Raw genomic sequence first — 18,703 nt, 5'->3', positions numbered from 1 at the left:
CATTATCTTTATTGAAGGGAGCTGTTTTCACATGGGCAAAGATAAGGTAGACCTTCGTATTCGTAAAACAAGGAAGGCTATTAAAGAAGCGTTCCTATCATTAATTCAAACAAAAGGGTACGAACGAATTACCATACAGGACATTGCTGAAGAAGCCATAATCAATCGAAATACGTTTTACTTACACTACGTGGATAAACCCGATTTAATGGACAAATTATGTAAGGAAAGCATGGAAAAATTGAATGTTTGTATGAACTTGGAAGTGAACGATATCCAAGAAATGAATAGGGATATGTTTATTTCAATCCTAAGTGAAACATTCAAAGTGATCGAAGCCGACATTGTTTTCTTCAAAGCGATGCTTAGTCAAAATGGTCACCCTAATTTTTCGATGTATTTAAAAGAAGCATTAAAAAGTATTATGCTTTCTGGTATCGGCGATCATTATCCCAATCAAAAAATAAAAATCGGCTTGGAATACATCATCTCAGGATTAGTAGGTGTGATTTGTATGTGGATTACAGATTCCGAGAACCTGGTAGTCGAAGATGTCGTCGAACAGTTGAGCGAAATTCATTTTCATAATGTTTTGGCCTTGTTAAAAACATGAACAACGGTTCTTTTGAAAGTCCCTTGGATAATAGTTTCTACCAGACTTTGAATGCATGATTATACAAGTATCCTATTCAAAAAGGCCGCCAATTGGCGGCCTTTTTATGGTGGTATCGACTCATTAACAAAAAGCGATGGGCTGTACTTTACCTTATTTCCCCTTTCCTTTCCGACTGATATAGAAAGAGATGATAATTGAGACCAGAAACGCAACCACTATTACTGTCCATGTTAGGTAAAAGATCAAACCGAGTCCTATATTCGCATCTTGATAATCCATTATTTTATTATCTACTAATCCCCAAGTTAGGAGTGTTAAAGAAACAATTCCTATGACTAAAACGATCATACGGTAACGTAGAGCTGTTGTTACCTTCCGAATGACATAGTAGCTACAAATGAGCGAAATCAACAACAATAAATAAGTAAAGAAAGATTCCAATGTAAGGTTGTCCATCTGTATTCACTTCTCCGTATCAAGTTGGTTGATATTATATCCCACCAATAATCCTTTTTCTGGGTATTTACCCTTCCAAATATTTCACGAAATGACCTTCTACAACATAATGATGGGAATTGCTACGACATAAAAAAATTGATTATACATGTATGATTATGCTAAGGACTTCTACATAAAAAAGACCGCCAATTTGCGGTCTCCGTTTGCCGACCAATAAAGGTCGGCTTTTTCAATTAATCTACCTCAATCGTTTTTTATTTGGGTTTGGACTGTTCCTTTGAAAGCACTTCAGTAACTTTCATAGAAATGACATCGGTTCCCTCACCTACTTTTGGTGCAATCTTGATTTGATGAGCTGTTGTTCTTTCGTGTCGAATGTATTTTCAAAACGTGATTGTAACAGTTGGAATAATTAAAATGAGCCATTTTATTTGTTTATACTTCAAGTTTTCACTTTATTTCTACATAAAATTTTTAAAATCACTCTTTAGAGTTATTATTTAATATTTTCATTCTGTCAATAATAATGGGAAGGACAGTTCGAATGTTGGAAGGGCCCTGCGCTGATCCTTCCCCCATTTAAAAATAATTTATTTTGCATGTAATAGGCAGACTAAAGTGGTGAATCAATTCGAGAGTGAGGAGACTATAGAAGTGAAAATAATGTATTATAGCTTGTTTCTCCTCTTATCATTCTTCTTTCCAGCTGTATCTGAAGCAGCAAGCACTTTACAATCTAAAATTGATGAAGCTCCAAACGGTGCCACGATTAAAATAGAGGAGGGTGAGTATGAGGGAACAGTGGTAATCTCCAAGCCAATAATCCTAGAAGGAACGGGTAAAGTCCTTCTTCGGTCTTGTGAGGATGAACCGGTAGTTACCATTCTTAACAAAGGTGTTACTCTAAAAAACATCAAGGTGGAACACTGTGGGAATGAAAAAGATGACACAGCCATTTATGTTACTGGCTCTCATCATACTCTGGACAGACTTCATATTGAGACTAAACATTTCGGCATGAGGCTTGACAAAGCAAATGACGTGACAATCCAAGGCAGCGAGATTATTGGCATAAATCGAGGGAATGGAATCGATTTATGGAAATCTAACCGAAATAAGCTTAAGAACCTTAAGATAACTAATGTTTCTGACGGAATTTATTTAGAGCAAAGCAACGAGAATACCTTATATGGGAATAACATCAAAAAATCCCGTTATGGTATGCATCTCATGTTCTCGGATGATAATATACTTGACGAAAATGTATCTAATCTAAATACAACAGGCACAGAGTTAATGGAATCAAAACGCACAGTCGTTCATAATAATCAATTTTCTTCTAATAATAATAGTGTGAATGCTCAAGGACTGTTACTATACTTGGCTTCTGAAACTGAGGTGACCGGAAATGAGTTCATTTCCAATCGAGTAGGCATTTTTATCGAAAAAGCTGAGAACAACCGATTGGAATTCAATAAGATCATGGACAATTTTACTGGAGTACAGTTTTTAAAATCGAATGGAAACAACGCAGTAAATAATACATTCGTTGGAAACGTCAACGATGCCCAGGCAATAGAAAGCTCAAACAATCAATTGAACGGTAATTATTGGGACGCCGCTAGCAAAGTTGATGTAAATGGAGACGGCGAGAGCGATATTGTCTATACTGCCGACCCATATTTTCTTACCTTAACTGCGGATGTTCCCGAATATCAACTGTTCTTTCAAGCACCAGGAATTATCATGTTACAAAATATGTTGAAAAGTCCATATGAACAGTTGTTAATAGATTCAGCCCCTCTTATGGACATGACCATGAAAGTAGAAAAAGAACAATCATCTCGTTTGATTTTATGGTGTATGAGTGCAGTGATGATTGTAGCCAGTTGTAGTTTATTTATATTTGGGAGGAAAAGACGATGAAGAAAAAACTATTTAGTTACCTGGCATTGGCAGGAATCATGATGAGTATTACAGCATGTGGAAATGATGAGGTAAAACCTGTTGCCATTAATGAAGCGACAGACACTTGTGAAACATGTAATATGGCTGTTGTTAATGATCAACACGCTACCCAAATTATTTTAGAAAATGGTAAATCCATGGTCTTTGATGATATAGGCTGTATGTATGATTGGATTCATGCTAATGAAAACAAACAAATTGATGCTCAATTTGTCCGTGATTACAACGATAAAGAATGGATTTTAGGAAAAGATGCAACGTATGTATACAATCCATCGGTTAAAACACCAATGGCCTATAATGTAGTATCGTTTAAAGATAAAGCTACCGCTGAAGAGTTTGCCACTGCAAATGAAGACAGTCAGCTAATGTCTGCAAACGATTTAGCTGACTATGGTTGGGAGCAAAACCATGAAATGATGAAGAAGCAAAAAATGAAAAAACATTCCCATTCTGACGGTGATGAAGATAGTCATATGTGATGATTTTCATCAGGAGAATAGGGGCCCGTTCCGTTTTTGGGCGGCCCCTTTTACTTTATCGGGATCTGATCGTTCTATTTTGAGGTAATTTGTAAACGGATGGTCGAAGAATGTTCGAAAAGAGGAATGAAGATGTGGAATATTTGGTTTTCTGAACTGCGCATGACAGTACGACAGCGATCGTATTATTCCTTTTTGGGCTTGTGGGTCGCTGTATTGTCTCTCTTATTTTTATTACAAAGCAGCTCCCCCTCCTTAACTGGTTATACCAATACGACTGGCACTATCGTCAATGTCGCATTATATATCATTCCACTTTTCATGTTAATCATTGGTTCCTTTGCAATCGCCAATGAGATGGAAAATGGACAATGGCGGTTGTTGAATACCTATCCGTTATTTACATTGTCGTACATAGTGGGGAAAATAGGTGGTCAATTCTCGGCTCAAGCGATCGTTTTCACGTTCAGTTATGGAATTAGCTTGGCAATAGGGCTATTGAGCGGGAGCATTTTCTCCGGCGATTGGCTTTTGTCTATTTACTTTTTCTCTATTACTCTTATTTTTTTCTTTCTCATCCTTGGCATAACCGTAGGGTGTATCGTATCGACAAGGTGGCAGGCATTATCAATTTCCGTCATTATCTGGTTTTTTCTAATCATGATTTGGCCGACTGCATTGATTGGTATCTTAGGTGTGCTCCCTTATCGTTGGATTGCCCCCATGATGAAATTTTTCTTATTTGTCAATCCCGCTGAAATCATTCGGGTGTCCTTTGTTCTGTCACTTGATGCAGGGGCAGTTTTTGGTCAAGCATATGATTCACTTATGACTTTCTTAGACTCCCCTTTCGGAATTATTTCCTATATTTTATATGTCATTGGATTTTTGTCACTGACGTTATTATTTTCGATGCTCATGCTGGAATGGAGGAAAAGGCGATGACAGGATTAAAAGTGGACGGTGTCTCGAAGGTTTATAAGAAAAAGACGGCATTATATCCATGTTCCTTTGAAGTAAGTGCGGGAACTTGTGTCGTCTTATGCGGTGGAAATGGGGCAGGCAAAAGTACATTATTGCAAATAATTGCGGGCATTCTTTATCCATCAAGTGGGACAACTTCTATTAATGGAAGAGTAATGAACTATGAACGCGAGAACTATTTAAGACAAATCGGGTTCATGCCTGATGATTTTCAAGCCCAGGAAATGATGACGGTTGAAGAGTTCCTTAGTTTTTATGGATCTTTACGAAAGGTGAAAAGCGATAGGATCAATGAAGTAATCGATTTGATAGGCCTTGTTGATAAGAAACGTGAACTAGTAAAAAGTTTGTCTAAGGGCATGAGGCAGCGATTATTATTCGGGCAATCCATTTTAGCCAAACCGAATGTTTTGCTACTGGATGAGCCGACAAATGGATTGGATCCCTACTGGGTAAATCAGTTCATTGAAATCCTTAATCAAATTAAAAAAAATGGTACGATCATTGTTTTTTCTACCCATATGATGGATGTAGCAGCCGAGACGGGCAATATTATTCTATTTATGAAACAAGGGGAAGTCATTCAGATAATCAAGAATGAAAACAAAATAGAAGAGACGACAATGAAATTGTTGAAGCTTCATCGCCAATAGGATTCCTTGCCCTTCTTTACGTGTAACGGACTAACTGTAACAAATAGAATGTGAGCTACGTCTAGCATATCGTGACCGGTAGGCTCCAATTCCATCATCTCCTTTTCCATGCTTTGTTCTTGCTTTAGTGGATAAAACCATTACAAGAAATGTTAAAATTCCTGCATGATATTTAATAATAATAAGGAGAGAACCATTTGAAGATACATTATTTGTATCTTTTTTTACGTTTGCAATTTGACCTAAAAAGTCATAATATAAGTATATTCTTATATATTAATATTCAGAGGTGATGAAATGGATTTTCTTTTACTTGAGAAGCAATTGAAAGCAGTAGCCGATAGGAATCGCCTTACCCTCCTTTCTTGTTTGAAAGGCGGAGAGGTATGTGTATGTGATTTAGTCGATGTGCTTGGTTTATCGCAGCCTGCCGTCAGTCAACAGTTAAAGAAATTAGAGGAAGCTGGAATTATTGTGGCCCGCAAAGTTGGGACATGGAAACATTATCGGCTGGTGGAGGACCAAACGCCCCTTATGCAGACGGTACTGGCTCAAATAGAGAAGCAAGATACATGTCAGTGCGAATCTGAATGTGATGTTTCGTCATGAGTAAACAGCCTTTAACCAAACAGCTTTCCTTTTTGGATCGTTATTTAACGGTATGGATTTTTGTGGCGATGGCGGTTGGGATTGCCATTAGTTTACTTCTTCCGAATTTCAAGGAGCTACTGGATGTTGCAAGTCTGGGTACGACAAGTATCCCCATTGCCATTGGGCTCATCATTATGTTGTATCCCCCATTGGCGAAAGTGAAATATGAAGAAATGTGGCGAGTGTTTAAAGACGTAAAAGTCTTAGCTCTCTCACTTTTTCAAAACTGGCTACTTGGGCCGTTTTTAATGTTCTTCTTAGCGATTATCTTTCTGCATGACTACCCGGAATATATGGCCGGACTCATCATGATTGGGCTGGCTCGTTGTATCGCCATGGTCATTGTGTGGAATGACCTTGCAAAAGGCTACAGGGAATATGTGGCTGGCCTAGTGGCGTTTAACTCAATCTTTCAAATTCTCATGTATCCGGTATTCGCCTGGCTGTTTCTAAATGTGATGCCAAATTGGTTCGGTTTGGATACATTCAATGTGGCGATATCCGTTTGGGAGATCACCAAGAGTGTTCTCATTTACTTAGGAATTCCATTTGCGGCAGGCATGTTAACACGTTTTATCGGGCTCAAAACGGTGAGAGAGAAAGTATACGAAGAAAAGTTTTTATCGAAGATTTCACCCTTCACCCTTCTTGCACTATTGTTTACGATCGTGATGATGTTTGCACTGAAAGGCGATCAAATTGTAGAACTGCCTTTAGATGCACTGCGGATTGCCATTCCGTTATTCATCTACTTCATCATCATGTTTGTTGTATCTTTCTTCGCTTCACGCAAGGCAGGTGCAGGTTATCCGGTAACAGCTGCCCTCTCTTTTACAGCAGCCAGTAATAACTTTGAGCTGGCCATTGCAGTGGCGATTGCCGTGTTCGGCCTTCATTCCGATGCAGCATTCGCTGCCGTCATTGGGCCGCTTGTCGAAGTTCCGGTCTTGATTGGGCTTGTAAGTGTGGCTTTACATTGGCAAAAGAAATACTTTAAGACAATCAAGTTATAGGGAGATTCATCATGACGAACACGCTATATTTTTTGTGCACGGGTAACTCGTGCCGTAGCCAAATGGCTGAGGGAACACTGGGGTTTCCCGGATCCTGCAAAGGCAACAGGAACAGATGAGGAAAAATGGCAAGTATTCCAACAAGTACGCGATGCGATTGGTGCACGCATTGAACAATTTGCAAAGGAGCAGGTCTAATGAAAATGTCCGTTGAAGGAAAAAATTATTTAGCAGAAACCATTAAAGGTTCAGAAGTAAAAACACTTCGATTTTACGGGATTGCCGGTTGTTGTGGAGTGAATCTTGGGGTCGGATTGGATGACGCACAAGCAACAGACGAGATCGCCTTGATTGAAGGAATTCAGGTAGCCATCGATCCACAAGTGAAAGCACAAGTAGAAGGTGTGACGATTCATGCGGAAGAAGAAAATGGTGAAATGGGTTTAGTGTTACTAGGTTTTACCCCAACGAATTGCTGATACATTTTACAAAACATATCAATTGAATGATGAAATAAATAAGTAGACTCGTGCTACCTCTTTTTTTCATCACTATATAAGTAAATTCTTATTTAAGGAGTGCTTTTATCATGAAAACATTTAAAATCTTAAATCAGCAGGCATGTTGTGAGCCATCAACAGGGTGTTGCACGCCGGAATCAACTTTACCGGTAGCCATTATCGGGGCAGGTCCTGTTGGGTTAGCCGCCGCTGCTCAACTGGCTGCAAGAAAACAGCCCTTTGTCTTGTTGGAAGCAGGCAATGAAGTAGCGGCAAGCGTTCGGTCATGGGGACATGTGAGACTATTCTCCCCTTGGCAATATAACATCGACGCCGCAGCCAAAACGTTACTCCAACAAACGGACTGGCAGGAACCAAATGGCGAAGAAATCCCAACAGGCAACGAATTAATCGACTTATATCTAAAACCTTTGGCGGAATTGGAACAAATCAAGCCATTCATTTATACCAATCATCCTGTGATTGCCCTTGCCCGCCAGAATCATGACAAGATGAAATCAAAGGCTCGTAACGATCAGCCGTTTGTCATTTATACGGAAGTACAGGGTCAACTGAAGACATTCCAAGCCCGAGCAGTGCTGGATGCAACAGGTACATGGGGACATCCAAATCCCGCCCAAGGAAACGGTGTCTGGCTTCCTTCTGAAAAAGCATTGGCCGAACGAATCGATTATCATATTCCGAATGTAGCGGTAAACGCTTCGCTTTATTCAAATAAAAAGGTCGCTGTTATTGGTGGTGGGCATTCAGCCATTAATTCATTGCTAAACCTGGCCGAATTGAAGAAACAATCTCCTGATACAGACATTACCTGGATTATGCGCAAAGAGAACGTTGAAATGGCGTATGGTGGAGAACAAAATGATGAACTGATGGCACGTGGAGCATTGGGATCGCGTATTCGTCAGCTTGTGGATGAAGGAAAAATTAACGTCGTCACCCCGTTCTTCATTTCCTCTTTAAAAGGAACGGAGAGCATTTCCATCATGGGTACACAACGCGGCGAAAATATCGTTTTAGAAGGTTTTGACCGCCTAGTCGTCAATACAGGCAGTCGTCCGGATTATACGATAAATGGAGAGCTTCGATTAGCGACTGATCCCACAACCGAAAGTGTAACGGCACTCGCTTCTCTCATCGATCCAAATGAGCATAGCTGTGGAACCGTGGAGGCACATGGTGAAACCACTTTACGTCAACCAGAGCAAGGCTTTTACGTCGTAGGTGCGAAAAGCTATGGTCGGGCGCCAACCTTCTTAATGGCAACCGGCTATGAACAAGTTCGCTCGATTGTAGCCTTTTTAGCTGGTGATGAAGAAAGTGCAAAGCGTGTTGAACTAAGCCTCCCTGAAACCGGAGTATGTAATAGTGGTGCAGGTGGTTGCTGTTAAATGTAAGGCTGCTAGTGGAAACTAGCAGTCTTTTTTTAATAAGTTTATATCTGATCGGTCAAATCCAGCTCGGAGTATGAATCCGAATCAAAAATATCAATCCCTATGAAATCTTCACAGGTAGTATCCGAAAAATGAAACACTATGGAATCAACTTCAGGATGAAAAATAGACTTTCTTGGTCTTTCATCACTCAGTCTGAAAGTATAATATGTCTTTCCATCACCAGTAACTTCCTTTTTGAAGATGTGCCCTTTATCAGCAAGCGTTTCAACTTTTCTTGCTGTATCCCCTCCCAACTCTATTCCAACAATCGGAATCCCTTCTCCAAAATCTAACATGATATCATCGTTTACCGGAAGTTCTTCCGTGGAAGTAACCTTGTATAAAGATGGTTCACAAAAGTAAATATACCCCATCTCCACTTCCCTATCATAAGTAACCTGAGCTCTGTTTCCCATAAGATTTGTCCCCCATGTTTAATGGATTTATAGACTATTAAAATTAATTGAAGAAAATTCCATTATTTTGGTTATTTATGTTAAAGTTAAAATAATATCATGATAATTCTTACTTAAATTTAAAGAGTTGAAGGGTGTTAATTTAATATGGATATAACTTTCACTTCATTTTTAATCATTATAATAATAATTTCAATCGTACTGAATATTTATTTATACGCCCAGCTTAAAAGATATCAGTTAAATGATAGGTCTTATAAAGCTAAGTGGCAAGAAGTTATGGGACTTCATAATCCGGTAAATTTATTAGGATGGTCCTTTTTAACTGTGGCTGTATTTTTGGGTGCCATAGTATTAATAGTCGTAGCATTCAACCCATGAAAGTATTGGAGAATAAACGATGAAATCTAAAATTCTTGATCTTGTAATTTATATTTTATTAATTGCCTTTTGTACCTATTGGCTAATTTCAGAAGAATCACCTGCTGTATATCGGGGGATTTATGCTGTATGTGCAGTACTTTCCCTTGGTTATAAAATCAAAAAACTCAAAGAAAGTAATTCATAACAAAGAAGAATCTCCCTGATCTACTAATCAGGGAGTCCTTTTTTTGTTGATGATTATTCTTTCTTATCCTTATCAAGTAACACAATGATTCTATCAAATTTTTGTTCAATACGATCTGACTTGCTTGGCTTTTTAGTAAGAAGTGACCATACAAGAAAAAACACACCAGAGAATATTCCAAATATAAAAATAAGGAAAACTATTGAAAATATTGCATCGCCGCCATTAAAAGTCATAATCGTTCCCACCTTCAGATTGACTAAGCACACCGAGCCTTTCTTCCCACACAGTACGAATACATATAGTTTAAGTATATTCCTTCATAAATTTAATTTCAGGTTGACTATGTGGTTGTAATCTATAGGATTACCATTCAAATATAAAACTCGAAATAATTGCAAGGATAAAAACGATAAGAAAGAACTGAAGATAATATCCTTTCTCTTTTTTATCTTTTTTCCCCTCACTCATTCTCCAACCAAAAAATAGAAATATAAACATAGAACTAATACTATATCTTAGCAAAGAGAGCATGTAGTCAAACACAGGTTTAGTCTGTGTAATACTTCCTCCCTCCACTTTCGTTACCTCTTTATTACTTACTAATAAGATAGATACCGCTAAACCAAATAAGAATCCGTAAAATGCCCATTTTTGAAGTTTTTTCTCCATCCATCATTTTCTCCTAACAATTATTGTTGTTTTCTTACACGATTCTGCCGAAAAAAATAAATAAGTGGGTTTACTATGCCAAATACTATAATGATCAAATACATGGAGGTAGCCATCGCATCTCCACCCAAACTAAGCTCATCGACAATGATCGCGTCGTAGAAGACAACTTGGGCAGATACAATGATGGACAGTAGGGACATGCTGATAACAGTCGTGGCATGGAGAAATGTATTTAATGCTTTTGGCAAAATAATCCCTATAAATAAAAGAAAGCCCAGGATGACAAACGTAAACAGAATGGGTCTTAATAAAGTAAAAACACCATCTGTTTCAAATGACTCGTATGTATACATCATTACCTCCACTACTATTCATTTTTATTACATTATAAGGTTTAATACGTATTTTTAGTAATTAAATTCCATAAAACTCTATACCTCCGCAAACCCAGCTTTAATTTCACACGGTTAAAAGAGAAGTTCTCCAGAAAGGGCTGTAAGGGTTTCTGTCTGTGCACCAAAAACAATGAAGAACTTGAGAAAGGATTGATCGTCCTTAGACGTTTGCTAAACGATCTTAGCTACTATTGTTTGCCATACAATTATAATATTGTTTGGTTTTTTTGTGCATGTTATGATGATTCAAAACTAGTTGGAGTATAAGAAAATAGAATAATTAGTTTTCTAGAAAGGGGTTCGATCGTGTTACAGAAAGAAAGTGTAAAAGCGTTAGACGAACAAACAGCTACGTTACAAAGTTACATTTGTTCTCCAGAAAAACAAAAGTCGTTATACAAGCGTACATTATTTGTTGTAAGTATTTCACAAATCTTTGGTGGTGCAGGGTTAGCCGCAGGAGTAACTGTGGGGGCACTACTTGCACAGCAAATGCTCGGCACAGAAGCTTTCGCTGGACTCCCTTCAGCTATACTCACTTTAGGGTCAGCAGTAGCAGCATTATTTGTAGGGAAACTTTCTCAACGTTATGGGCGTCGTACAGGTCTGTCAGCCGGTTTTATCGTCGGTGGACTTGGAGCAATAGGAGTCATCATTGCAGCAATAATAAATAGTGCATACCTATTATTTCCTTCCCTTCTTGTTTATGGTGCCGGGACAGCAACTAATTTACAAGCTCGTTATGCAGGTACGGACTTAGCGAATAGTAAACAGCGAGCGACTGCCATTAGTATGACAATGGTTTTCACAACATTTGGTGCCGTGGCAGGTCCAAATTTAGTCAATGTGATGGGGAATTTCGCTCTATCTATTGGTGTTCCCTCTCTTGCTGGTCCATTTATTTTAGCGGCAACAGCATATATCTTAGCAGGTGTTGTCCTTTTCATCATGCTTCGTCCAGATCCACTCGTTATAGCAAGAATGTTAGAAGCAACGAACCAAGAACCTATTGATAAAGGACATTTGACAGCAACTGAACATACAGAAGACAAAAAGGGCATAATGGTTGGGGCAACGATTATGGTACTTACTCAAATTGTAATGGTGGCTATTATGACAATGACACCCGTTCATATGAGACATCATGGACATAGCTTGGGTGCAGTAGGTCTTGTTATCGGTTTTCATATAGGTGCCATGTATCTCCCTTCCCTGATTACAGGTTTTCTGGTTGATAAGTTGGGGCGTACTACGATGGCTATTGCTTCAGGAACTACGTTGCTTCTGGCAGGTTTACTATCAGCATTTGCACCAGGAGATTCCATAGTTCTTCTAATAATTGCTCTTTCTTTACTTGGATTAGGATGGAATTTTGGATTGATAAGTGGGACTGCACTTATTGTTGATTCAACCAAAACTTCCACAAGGGCTAAAACACAAGGTTCAGTGGATGTTTTGATTGCGTTGTCAGGAGCTGCTGGCGGAGCATCGTCTGGAATGATTGTGGCAGGTTCAAGTTATCTAACATTATCATTGATTGGAGGGATTTTATCCTTATTACTAATTCCAGTGGTGATATGGTCTCGTGGAAGTGAAAAATAAAAACTGTTTGCTAACGGATTCTCTAGGAAAAACAGACATTAAAATACAACGAGCTCGGAGATACATTTCCTAGCTCGTTTTTATGTCTTGGCACTTAGAATGCAAAGTCTCTCAATCTTCATTTCATTCATTTATCGGTCAGTTTGGCGGTTTTATCGGTCTAGCCTGCCTATATATCGGTCAGTTTGGGCATTATATCGGTCTAACTTGCCTATTTATCAGTCTAATGCTCTGTCCTTGATGAATCCAGCTTACACAAAGGGCGCGCCTATTTAATCAGCACGTCCCTTTTGGATTTAAGCTTGTTTCAATATTTTTCGATCGATGACGAAGTTCCCTATTGGAATGAAGGATGCGATGAAGATAAGGGCCATTTTGAAAAAGGACCATTTCATCCTCAAGCCTACATATAATAGTAAAAGTCCAAATGCGATGAAAAGCCCTCCATGTATGCTGCCTAATATTCTCGTAATCTCCCCATTACCCATGATGAATTTAGTTGGTAGGCCCACTCCGAGTAATAGAACATAGGAGATTCCTTCCATGATTGTGACAAACCTGAACCAGCCCATGGCTGTAGAAAACATTCGTTTATCCCCCACTCCATTTAAAAGTTTATTTCGCTATCATTATAAGGCACAAATATGAACCCTATATGAACGAACCATTACATATGTGGTCTTGAAAACACATGACAAAAACATACAAATCCCTTGTAACAAAGGATTTGTAATCACATCGAACCTCCCTTTTCTCACATTTTCCGTTACATGTATTAACAGTTCTTTAGTCCCTTGGCGGTGTTTTTCCTTCCCCTGCACGTAAGAATCGCTATCCAAACGAATTGTATACGTGCAGTTACAACAAGGAGGACAAACATGAAGAAAATTATATGCTTGATCATTACGGTTTCTATTTTCATGATAGGAATGGCGATGCCTACTAAAGGTGAAGCTGCCCTTGGAGATCGTACACTATCAAAAGGTACAAGCCATAGTGATGTTAAAGAACTACAAGAATTATTGATGACAAAAGGGGACTATCCCTATTATGAGGCCACCGGTTACTACGGTTCGATAACAAAGGAAGCCGTGAAGGATTTCCAGAAGGAATCGAACCTGACAGCCGATGGAATAGCAGGCCTAAAAACGAACCAAAAAATACAAGTATTACGTACCGGTGATATCGGTAAGCATGTTGCTGATTTGCAGAAATTATTGAAGGTGTGGGATGTTTACACATCAACGGTTGATGGCATTTTCGGCAGCGGTACAAAACAAGCTGTCTCTACCTTTCAAAAACAAAAGGGATTGACCGCCGACGGAATTGCCGGGGCAAAAACCATGAGTAAGCTAGAGACGAAAGCCAATTCAGTTAGTAACACTTCGAAGACGTTGACCGTCTCAAGCACAGCTTACACAGCAAGCTGTGAAGGCTGTTCCGGAATTACGAGAATGGGTGTCAATATAAAGAAATACGAAGACGCTAAAGTGATTGCCGTCGATCCAAATGTGATTCCTTTAGGCTCTACAGTCGAAGTGGAAGGCTACGGAAAAGCCCTTGCAGTCGATACGGGAGGGGCAATCAAAGGTAATAGAATCGATGTATTCATTCCTAAACAATCGGACGCTTTAATTTGGGGTAAAAAACAAGTCAAAGTGACGATAGTAGACTAATAATCTAGTAGTTTTATAACGACGAAAAGAGCATGGTAACATACATGCTCTTTTCGTCGTTCACTAGTATGTTAAGAATTAACTCGCCTTTTTCAAATCCTTGGCTGAACCCCAAATCTCGTTGGCCCACTCAGGATGGTCAATGAATGGATTGCGGTTGTGCTGCCATTTTTCATAAATGACTTCATTGCGGTTGCTCTCAAATGCATCGACCGGATCGAGTTCATTCCACTTCAAAAGCGTTGATAGCTTTCCATGAAGCGGCTTTGGATACGTATTGACCGTATCGGACATTTCCAAGTCAACCTCACCATTCCCTTCATAGCGAACTGCCATATAAAATAACATGCGGGCGACATCGCCTTTAACATTGTTAGGTGGCTCCCATGAATCTGAATCCACCTTACAATCACAGCCGCTATAGCTTTGGCCTCCATTGTCAAAATCCAGATGTCCTCGTTTACTATTCACCGACACATCTTCAGGACGAAGGTGATGAAGATCAGTCCCGGGACCTACGCTCGTTCCAAAATTACCATGGGATTTAGCCCATACATGCTCACGATTCCATTGTCCAGTGTTCCCTCCATTCGAAGATTTCGAAATGGATTTTCCAGAGTACAGCAAGATGACATTATTAGAATTGTTCGGATCTTCATCCGCGTCCTTTATGCCATCCCATACTTGAGCGTATGTTAACTTTGTCTGATTTTTAATGATGCTGTGTAGCGTCGTTTTTAATTCTTGGCCGGTCTTGCCGGACGCATTCTGATAATATGCTTCAAGTTGCTTTTCCTCTGATACTTTCAGGCTGAAACGAGCAATCACTTCTGACGACTTGTCCTTTGCTGTTACAGCGACAAGATAATTTCCGACTTTATCGGTTGGAAGAGTCAACGTGGAGCCTGCTATTGTACCGATTGTAGACGAAAAAGTTAGTGAATCGTTATCAGGATCTTCAAAGTACTCACGTAGATTAAGAGTGACCGTCGAGCCCACTTTCACATCTACATTTTCTATTGTCTTCTTTACAATTGGGGCTTTATTCTCCTTTGGTGCAAAAGGAGAGGCAATCGCTTTCCCTTTCGCATTCAAAAACTTGATTGACGATGTATTGACCCCTTTTTTAGTCGTCCATTTCTGAACATTTTCAGCGCCACGGATTTCTTTGATATTCGCGTTTTCGATGATGACTTCTTTCACCATAGCACCACTGAAATCAATAATGGAAGCCTGTTTGTTCGGCTGAAGGATCACCCTCGTGTTCTTTAAGCCTGGCCCCTGCAGTTTTGCATATTCACTTTTGATGTAAATGCCCTCTTCAATGGTAGAGAACTCATCGACATCAATCAAAGCGCTAGGTACAGCAACCATCAGTTGTTTCTTTTTAAAGCTTTTCAAATAATATGTTTTTTTCGGAACGATGGGTTCATATTCCTCAGGTGCTGATATATCCGTCTGAATCAATACAGGGTCATGATCACTTGCCCGTCCATGTGTTTCCATGAAGGAGGAGTTAATATGAACGATGTCCACTTTTGTGGATTCTGCCATATTGTTGGATACAAGAATATGATCAAGCACTTGGGAGTTTCCTTGGTATGTGTAAGAGTAACGTTGTTCAAACGGTACTTTCTCAATCATATTGGTTAATTCTTTACCCTTTAACTCTTTAAGTGGAGCTGAGAATTCAAAATCATTAAAATCTCCAAGCAGGACAACATGTTCATCAGGGTTTTCATCCTTGATACCTTTGACAAATTGATTGACGATAGAAGCAATTTGTAACCTTTGAACCTCACTTGATAGTACAGGTGGCTGATTTTTCCCGAATAAAGGTTGGTCACCGCCCTTGGAATTGAAATGATTGGCGACGACGACTACGCTTTCCCCGTTAAATTCAAACTGAGCAGCCAATGGCTTCCTGCTTGATGCAAAAGCGGCATTCGTCGGATCGATTCTCCCAGGATTCAAGGTGAGTTTATCACTTTTATAAGCAACAGATTCCGTCGAATTTCCTTTTGTTCCCTCAACTAATTTCACACGGTCTGTATTATACAAAAAGCCTACCCGGATATTTCCACCAGGTGCCCCGCCATCCGCTTTATCTTCTGGCGCAATATCAATATATTGATAGGCTGGTCCGTCTAATTCCTTGATTTTATCGATTACTTTCTGTGCACTTTGATTAGCTTCCGTCGTTCCGCTATCCGTTGCCCCGTCATTATCCTGCATTTCCGTCACGCCGATAATATCCGGCGCTTTTAGATTCGTAATGATGGAATTTGCTATTGTCGTAACCTTCGAGTCAGCCGTTTTCGTTGAGAAATTTTCGATGTTATAAGATGCGATCGATAGTTTATCAGACTCTACTGGTAACGACGTCACTTCTCTGGCTGTTTTGCCATCCTGTAATGCTGGCAGCTTGTTTTTGTCCGTCAGCACTCTATAGTTGCTATAACCGTAGCTGATGACTCCCGTAACATTACTTGTAAAGAAATCTCCTGTTTTTGCGACAAGTTTTTCATCATCCATGTCCAGGATGATTCTTTCTGGATTGCTGTCTTCTTCCGTAGTTTTGACTCCGCCCACCGCCGTGGTTGTTGCCATATCTCCCGGAATTACGACCAGTTCACCATAATATTGGGGAGCTACCACTTTCGGTTGATAGACTTCTACGAGCATTCCTTCTAAACTCTCATAAAAATCAATTCCGTCTTCTGTCGGTTCAAAATCCGTCAATTGATCATCATCGATGTTTTCAGAAGGTGGGATGACATCTTTGCCTATAACTATCGGCTTCGGAATGGCTAGAGTACCCGTCTTTTTAATGGTCGTATTGGTCAATTCAGTCGTTGGCAAATCTGTCGTTTTCATTTCAGCGTAGCCTTCGACATACCATTCCAAAACTTTACCATCCACCGAGACGGAATCTCCTGCCTTCAACCCATGCGCTTTGTTGTAGACGAGGACTCCTTCTGACGTCGTCAAATCATCGTCCGGATTAGGGTCTTGCATGTAAAAGTTATTGGCATCCTTTACATACGTGACGACACCTTCCACATTTGAAACTAGCTGATTTTCATACGGTGAAAAATGATTCACCCCTTGGATGTCACGAATCTTCAAGTCATTCGTTTTCGTAACCATATAGGAAAATGAAAATACTTCCGAGGTGTTGTCATTCACGGCGATTGCCTTGATGACTGTATCTTCCGTTAATGTAATCGGCCCTGTGTATAACGTGCTTGCAGAGGTTGGGACAGAATCATCTAACGTATAATAAATCTTGGCATCCTTCCACCCAGTTTCAAGAGACACTTTCGTATTTTCACTGACTGTACCAGGGAAAATATCCGTATATACAGCTGGTTTGTTCACCAGCTCATAATCTTCAAGTCCTCTTGGCTTAAGCTGAAACCCCTCATTGAATTGTGACGCGATTCCCGTGACAGAAATAAGGTCTCCCTCTTTAAAGCTCTTCAGGAAATCCTCATAACTCGAACCATTCCGGTTATCATGGCGAACAAGAACGGACTTACCATCCTCATCTTTTGCTTTGAATTCGAATGTTCCGTACGTACCGGATGCTGCCAAGTCAGTGATGGTCGCCTTTTCGATTTTGACTAGCTCTCCCTGTGTGGCATCATTGACTCCTGCCGCACCGATTATTTGTGTTTTGGGAAGGGCATTCCCAGAAGAAACCACATCAAGGGATGTAGGTTGGATTTGTAATTCATTACTATAAGCAGAGACTTTTCCGATTAATCGAACCTTATCTCCTTGCTTCACATCCGTATTCCATGAAGTTCCATACACATAAAGTCCAGCAGTTTCGTCTTGGATGTAAAAGCCTTTTCCTCCCCAATAGCCAACTCCTGTCGTAACGATTCCTTCGATTTGCACGACATCCGTGGTATTCGTGCGTGCTTCTGCGAGGGAATCCATAACCTTCACATCAGGTTGCTCTGGCGGTGTGCCACCATCGCTAATGATTGTGTAAGCAGTTGGAGATTTAAGACCTGGAACGCTGAAGTAGGCTTCCAGTGAACCGGTAATAGTCACCTGTTTCTTAAGTAGCTCCGGGTGTTCCACTAAATTCAAGGCTGCCCGAATGTTACCGCTGGGTAGCTGAACCGGCATAACTTTTTTACTGTCGGTTTCATCCGGACTATCCGCGATTCCTATATTGGTATTCACGGTAAAAGGCGCTTTTTGGACATAGCTTGTACCACTAGAAGCTGTTCCTACGATATATCCTTTCACCGTTTTACCCTTCCCACTATTATTCGCAATGGCTTCTGCTACAGACAAGAACTCTTCCGCTTTTGCGACCGCTGCATATGGCAAAATCGTTGATAGAACTAATAATATGGCAAAGAAAATCTTACTTATCCCATTCTTCTTCAAGTACTCAACCCCTCCAGTTTATTATTAAACCTTGGCGATGTTACCTGTCAGTGAGTCAGATATTTCATCTTCCTATCTACTAAAGAATGGTGTCTCCTTAGACTGGGACGCCATTCAGATTTACGCTTGCCCCATAAATAGGTAAGGTCTCTGAAGGAATTCCAGTCAAGGGGAATCA

General features: G+C 39.9%; 20 protein-coding genes and 2 pseudogenes. 15 read left to right on the top strand and 7 right to left on the bottom strand.

Features of this window, described 5'->3' with window-relative positions; genetic code table 11:
* Positions 1-31: 31 nt before the first annotated feature.
* Complete coding sequence (locus ACQKL5_RS13645; RefSeq protein WP_427609425.1) at positions 32-613, top strand: TetR/AcrR family transcriptional regulator; 582 nt, start codon at positions 32-34, stop codon at positions 611-613.
* Positions 614-766: 153 nt separating this feature from the next.
* On the opposite strand, the gene ACQKL5_RS13640 is transcribed toward ACQKL5_RS13645, so the two are convergent.
* Positions 767-1,072 (bottom strand): potassium transporter Kef, encoded by a 306-nt coding sequence (locus ACQKL5_RS13640; RefSeq protein WP_427609424.1) that lies wholly within the window; start codon positions 1,070-1,072, stop codon positions 767-769.
* 666 nt (positions 1,073-1,738) lie between these two features.
* Between ACQKL5_RS13640 and ACQKL5_RS13635 the strand changes: the two genes are divergently transcribed.
* The 10 genes and pseudogenes from ACQKL5_RS13635 (at position 1,739) to ACQKL5_RS13590 (ending at position 8,738) form a co-directional block, all read left to right on the top strand.
* On the top strand, positions 1,739-3,001 hold the full coding sequence (locus ACQKL5_RS13635) for a right-handed parallel beta-helix repeat-containing protein (protein ID WP_427609500.1): 1,263 nt from the start codon (positions 1,739-1,741) through the stop codon (positions 2,999-3,001).
* Positions 2,998-3,525 (top strand): nitrous oxide reductase accessory protein NosL, encoded by a 528-nt coding sequence (locus tag ACQKL5_RS13630; RefSeq protein ID WP_427609423.1) that lies wholly within the window; start codon positions 2,998-3,000, stop codon positions 3,523-3,525. The genes ACQKL5_RS13635 and ACQKL5_RS13630 overlap by 4 nt, the downstream gene beginning before the upstream one ends.
* A gap of 132 nt (positions 3,526-3,657) precedes the next feature.
* Entirely contained in the window at positions 3,658-4,470 is an 813-nt protein-coding gene (locus ACQKL5_RS13625) for an ABC transporter permease (RefSeq protein WP_427609422.1), read from the top strand.
* The gene (locus tag ACQKL5_RS13620) at positions 4,467-5,162 is read left to right on the top strand and encodes an ABC transporter ATP-binding protein (protein WP_427609421.1); all 696 of its coding nucleotides are present in this window, start codon (positions 4,467-4,469) and stop codon (positions 5,160-5,162) included. Before ACQKL5_RS13625 ends, ACQKL5_RS13620 begins: the two co-directional genes overlap by 4 nt.
* A gap of 297 nt (positions 5,163-5,459) precedes the next feature.
* Positions 5,460-5,771 carry an ArsR/SmtB family transcription factor gene (locus ACQKL5_RS13615; protein WP_427609420.1) on the top strand — a complete coding sequence of 104 codons (312 nt, stop codon included), beginning with the start codon at positions 5,460-5,462 and terminating at the stop codon, positions 5,769-5,771.
* Entirely contained in the window at positions 5,768-6,826 is a 1,059-nt protein-coding gene (arsB, locus tag ACQKL5_RS13610) for an ACR3 family arsenite efflux transporter (RefSeq protein ID WP_427609419.1), read from the top strand. Before ACQKL5_RS13615 ends, arsB begins: the two co-directional genes overlap by 4 nt.
* Before the next feature lie 11 nt (positions 6,827-6,837).
* A complete protein-coding gene (locus ACQKL5_RS13605) occupies positions 6,838-6,945 on the top strand; it encodes a hypothetical protein (RefSeq protein WP_427609418.1) in 108 nt (35 codons plus the stop codon).
* A pseudogene (locus tag ACQKL5_RS13600) lies at positions 6,896-7,024 on the top strand (arsenate reductase); the annotation flags it as partial. The gene ACQKL5_RS13605 and the pseudogene ACQKL5_RS13600, both read left to right, overlap by 50 nt.
* On the top strand, positions 7,024-7,305 hold the full coding sequence (locus ACQKL5_RS13595; protein ID WP_427609417.1) for a Fe-S cluster assembly protein HesB: 282 nt from the start codon (positions 7,024-7,026) through the stop codon (positions 7,303-7,305). The pseudogene ACQKL5_RS13600 and the gene ACQKL5_RS13595, both read left to right, overlap by 1 nt.
* A 110-nt stretch (positions 7,306-7,415) precedes the next feature.
* Positions 7,416-8,738: an FAD-dependent oxidoreductase gene (locus ACQKL5_RS13590; protein WP_427609416.1), complete on the top strand. Its 1,323-nt coding sequence runs from the start codon at positions 7,416-7,418 to the stop codon at positions 8,736-8,738.
* Between the two features lie 44 nt (positions 8,739-8,782).
* Here ACQKL5_RS13590 and ACQKL5_RS13585 read toward each other — a convergent pair whose 3' ends face one another.
* Positions 8,783-9,199 (bottom strand): DUF2283 domain-containing protein, encoded by a 417-nt coding sequence (locus ACQKL5_RS13585; protein WP_427609415.1) that lies wholly within the window; start codon positions 9,197-9,199, stop codon positions 8,783-8,785.
* A 400-nt stretch (positions 9,200-9,599) separates the two neighbouring features.
* Between ACQKL5_RS13585 and ACQKL5_RS13580 the strand changes: the two genes are divergently transcribed.
* Positions 9,600-9,767 (top strand): hypothetical protein, encoded by a 168-nt coding sequence (locus tag ACQKL5_RS13580; RefSeq protein WP_427609414.1) that lies wholly within the window; start codon positions 9,600-9,602, stop codon positions 9,765-9,767.
* A 53-nt stretch (positions 9,768-9,820) separates the two neighbouring features.
* On the opposite strand, the gene ACQKL5_RS13575 is transcribed toward ACQKL5_RS13580, so the two are convergent.
* From ACQKL5_RS13575 to ACQKL5_RS13565, 3 genes are all read right to left on the bottom strand, one after another.
* Positions 9,821-10,003 carry a DUF4083 family protein gene (locus ACQKL5_RS13575; protein ID WP_427609413.1) on the bottom strand — a complete coding sequence of 61 codons (183 nt, stop codon included), beginning with the start codon at positions 10,001-10,003 and terminating at the stop codon, positions 9,821-9,823.
* 130 nt (positions 10,004-10,133) lie between these two features.
* A complete protein-coding gene (locus ACQKL5_RS13570; protein ID WP_427609412.1) occupies positions 10,134-10,439 on the bottom strand; it encodes a hypothetical protein in 306 nt (101 codons plus the stop codon).
* 20 nt (positions 10,440-10,459) lie between these two features.
* A complete protein-coding gene (locus tag ACQKL5_RS13565) occupies positions 10,460-10,795 on the bottom strand; it encodes a hypothetical protein (RefSeq protein ID WP_427609411.1) in 336 nt (111 codons plus the stop codon).
* A 124-nt stretch (positions 10,796-10,919) separates the two neighbouring features.
* Between ACQKL5_RS13565 and ACQKL5_RS13560 the strand changes: the two are divergent.
* A pseudogene (locus tag ACQKL5_RS13560) lies at positions 10,920-11,023 on the top strand (hypothetical protein); the annotation flags it as partial.
* 117 nt (positions 11,024-11,140) lie between these two features.
* Positions 11,141-12,439, top strand: a complete 1,299-nt coding sequence (locus ACQKL5_RS13555) for an MFS transporter (protein ID WP_427609499.1) — start codon at positions 11,141-11,143, stop codon at positions 12,437-12,439.
* A 296-nt stretch (positions 12,440-12,735) separates the two neighbouring features.
* Here the strand turns inward: ACQKL5_RS13555 and ACQKL5_RS13550 are convergent, their stop codons facing one another.
* Complete coding sequence (locus ACQKL5_RS13550; RefSeq protein ID WP_427609410.1) at positions 12,736-13,026, bottom strand: DUF3817 domain-containing protein; 291 nt, start codon at positions 13,024-13,026, stop codon at positions 12,736-12,738.
* A gap of 291 nt (positions 13,027-13,317) precedes the next feature.
* On the opposite strand from ACQKL5_RS13550, the gene ACQKL5_RS13545 reads away from it, so the two are divergent.
* Entirely contained in the window at positions 13,318-14,115 is a 798-nt protein-coding gene (locus tag ACQKL5_RS13545; protein WP_427609409.1) for a peptidoglycan-binding protein, read from the top strand.
* A gap of 78 nt (positions 14,116-14,193) precedes the next feature.
* On the opposite strand, the gene ACQKL5_RS13540 is transcribed toward ACQKL5_RS13545, so the two are convergent.
* Positions 14,194-18,525, bottom strand: coding sequence for an endonuclease (locus tag ACQKL5_RS13540; RefSeq protein ID WP_427609408.1), 4,332 nt, complete (start codon positions 18,523-18,525; stop codon positions 14,194-14,196).
* Positions 18,526-18,703: the final 178 nt, after the last annotated feature.

This window comes from Peribacillus sp. NPDC097675, assembly GCF_050277655.1.
Lineage (GTDB): Bacteria > Bacillota > Bacilli > Bacillales > DSM-1321 > Peribacillus.
The sequence above is the reverse complement of the archived record's forward strand: the minus strand, read 5'-3'. Positions and strand labels throughout refer to the sequence as shown.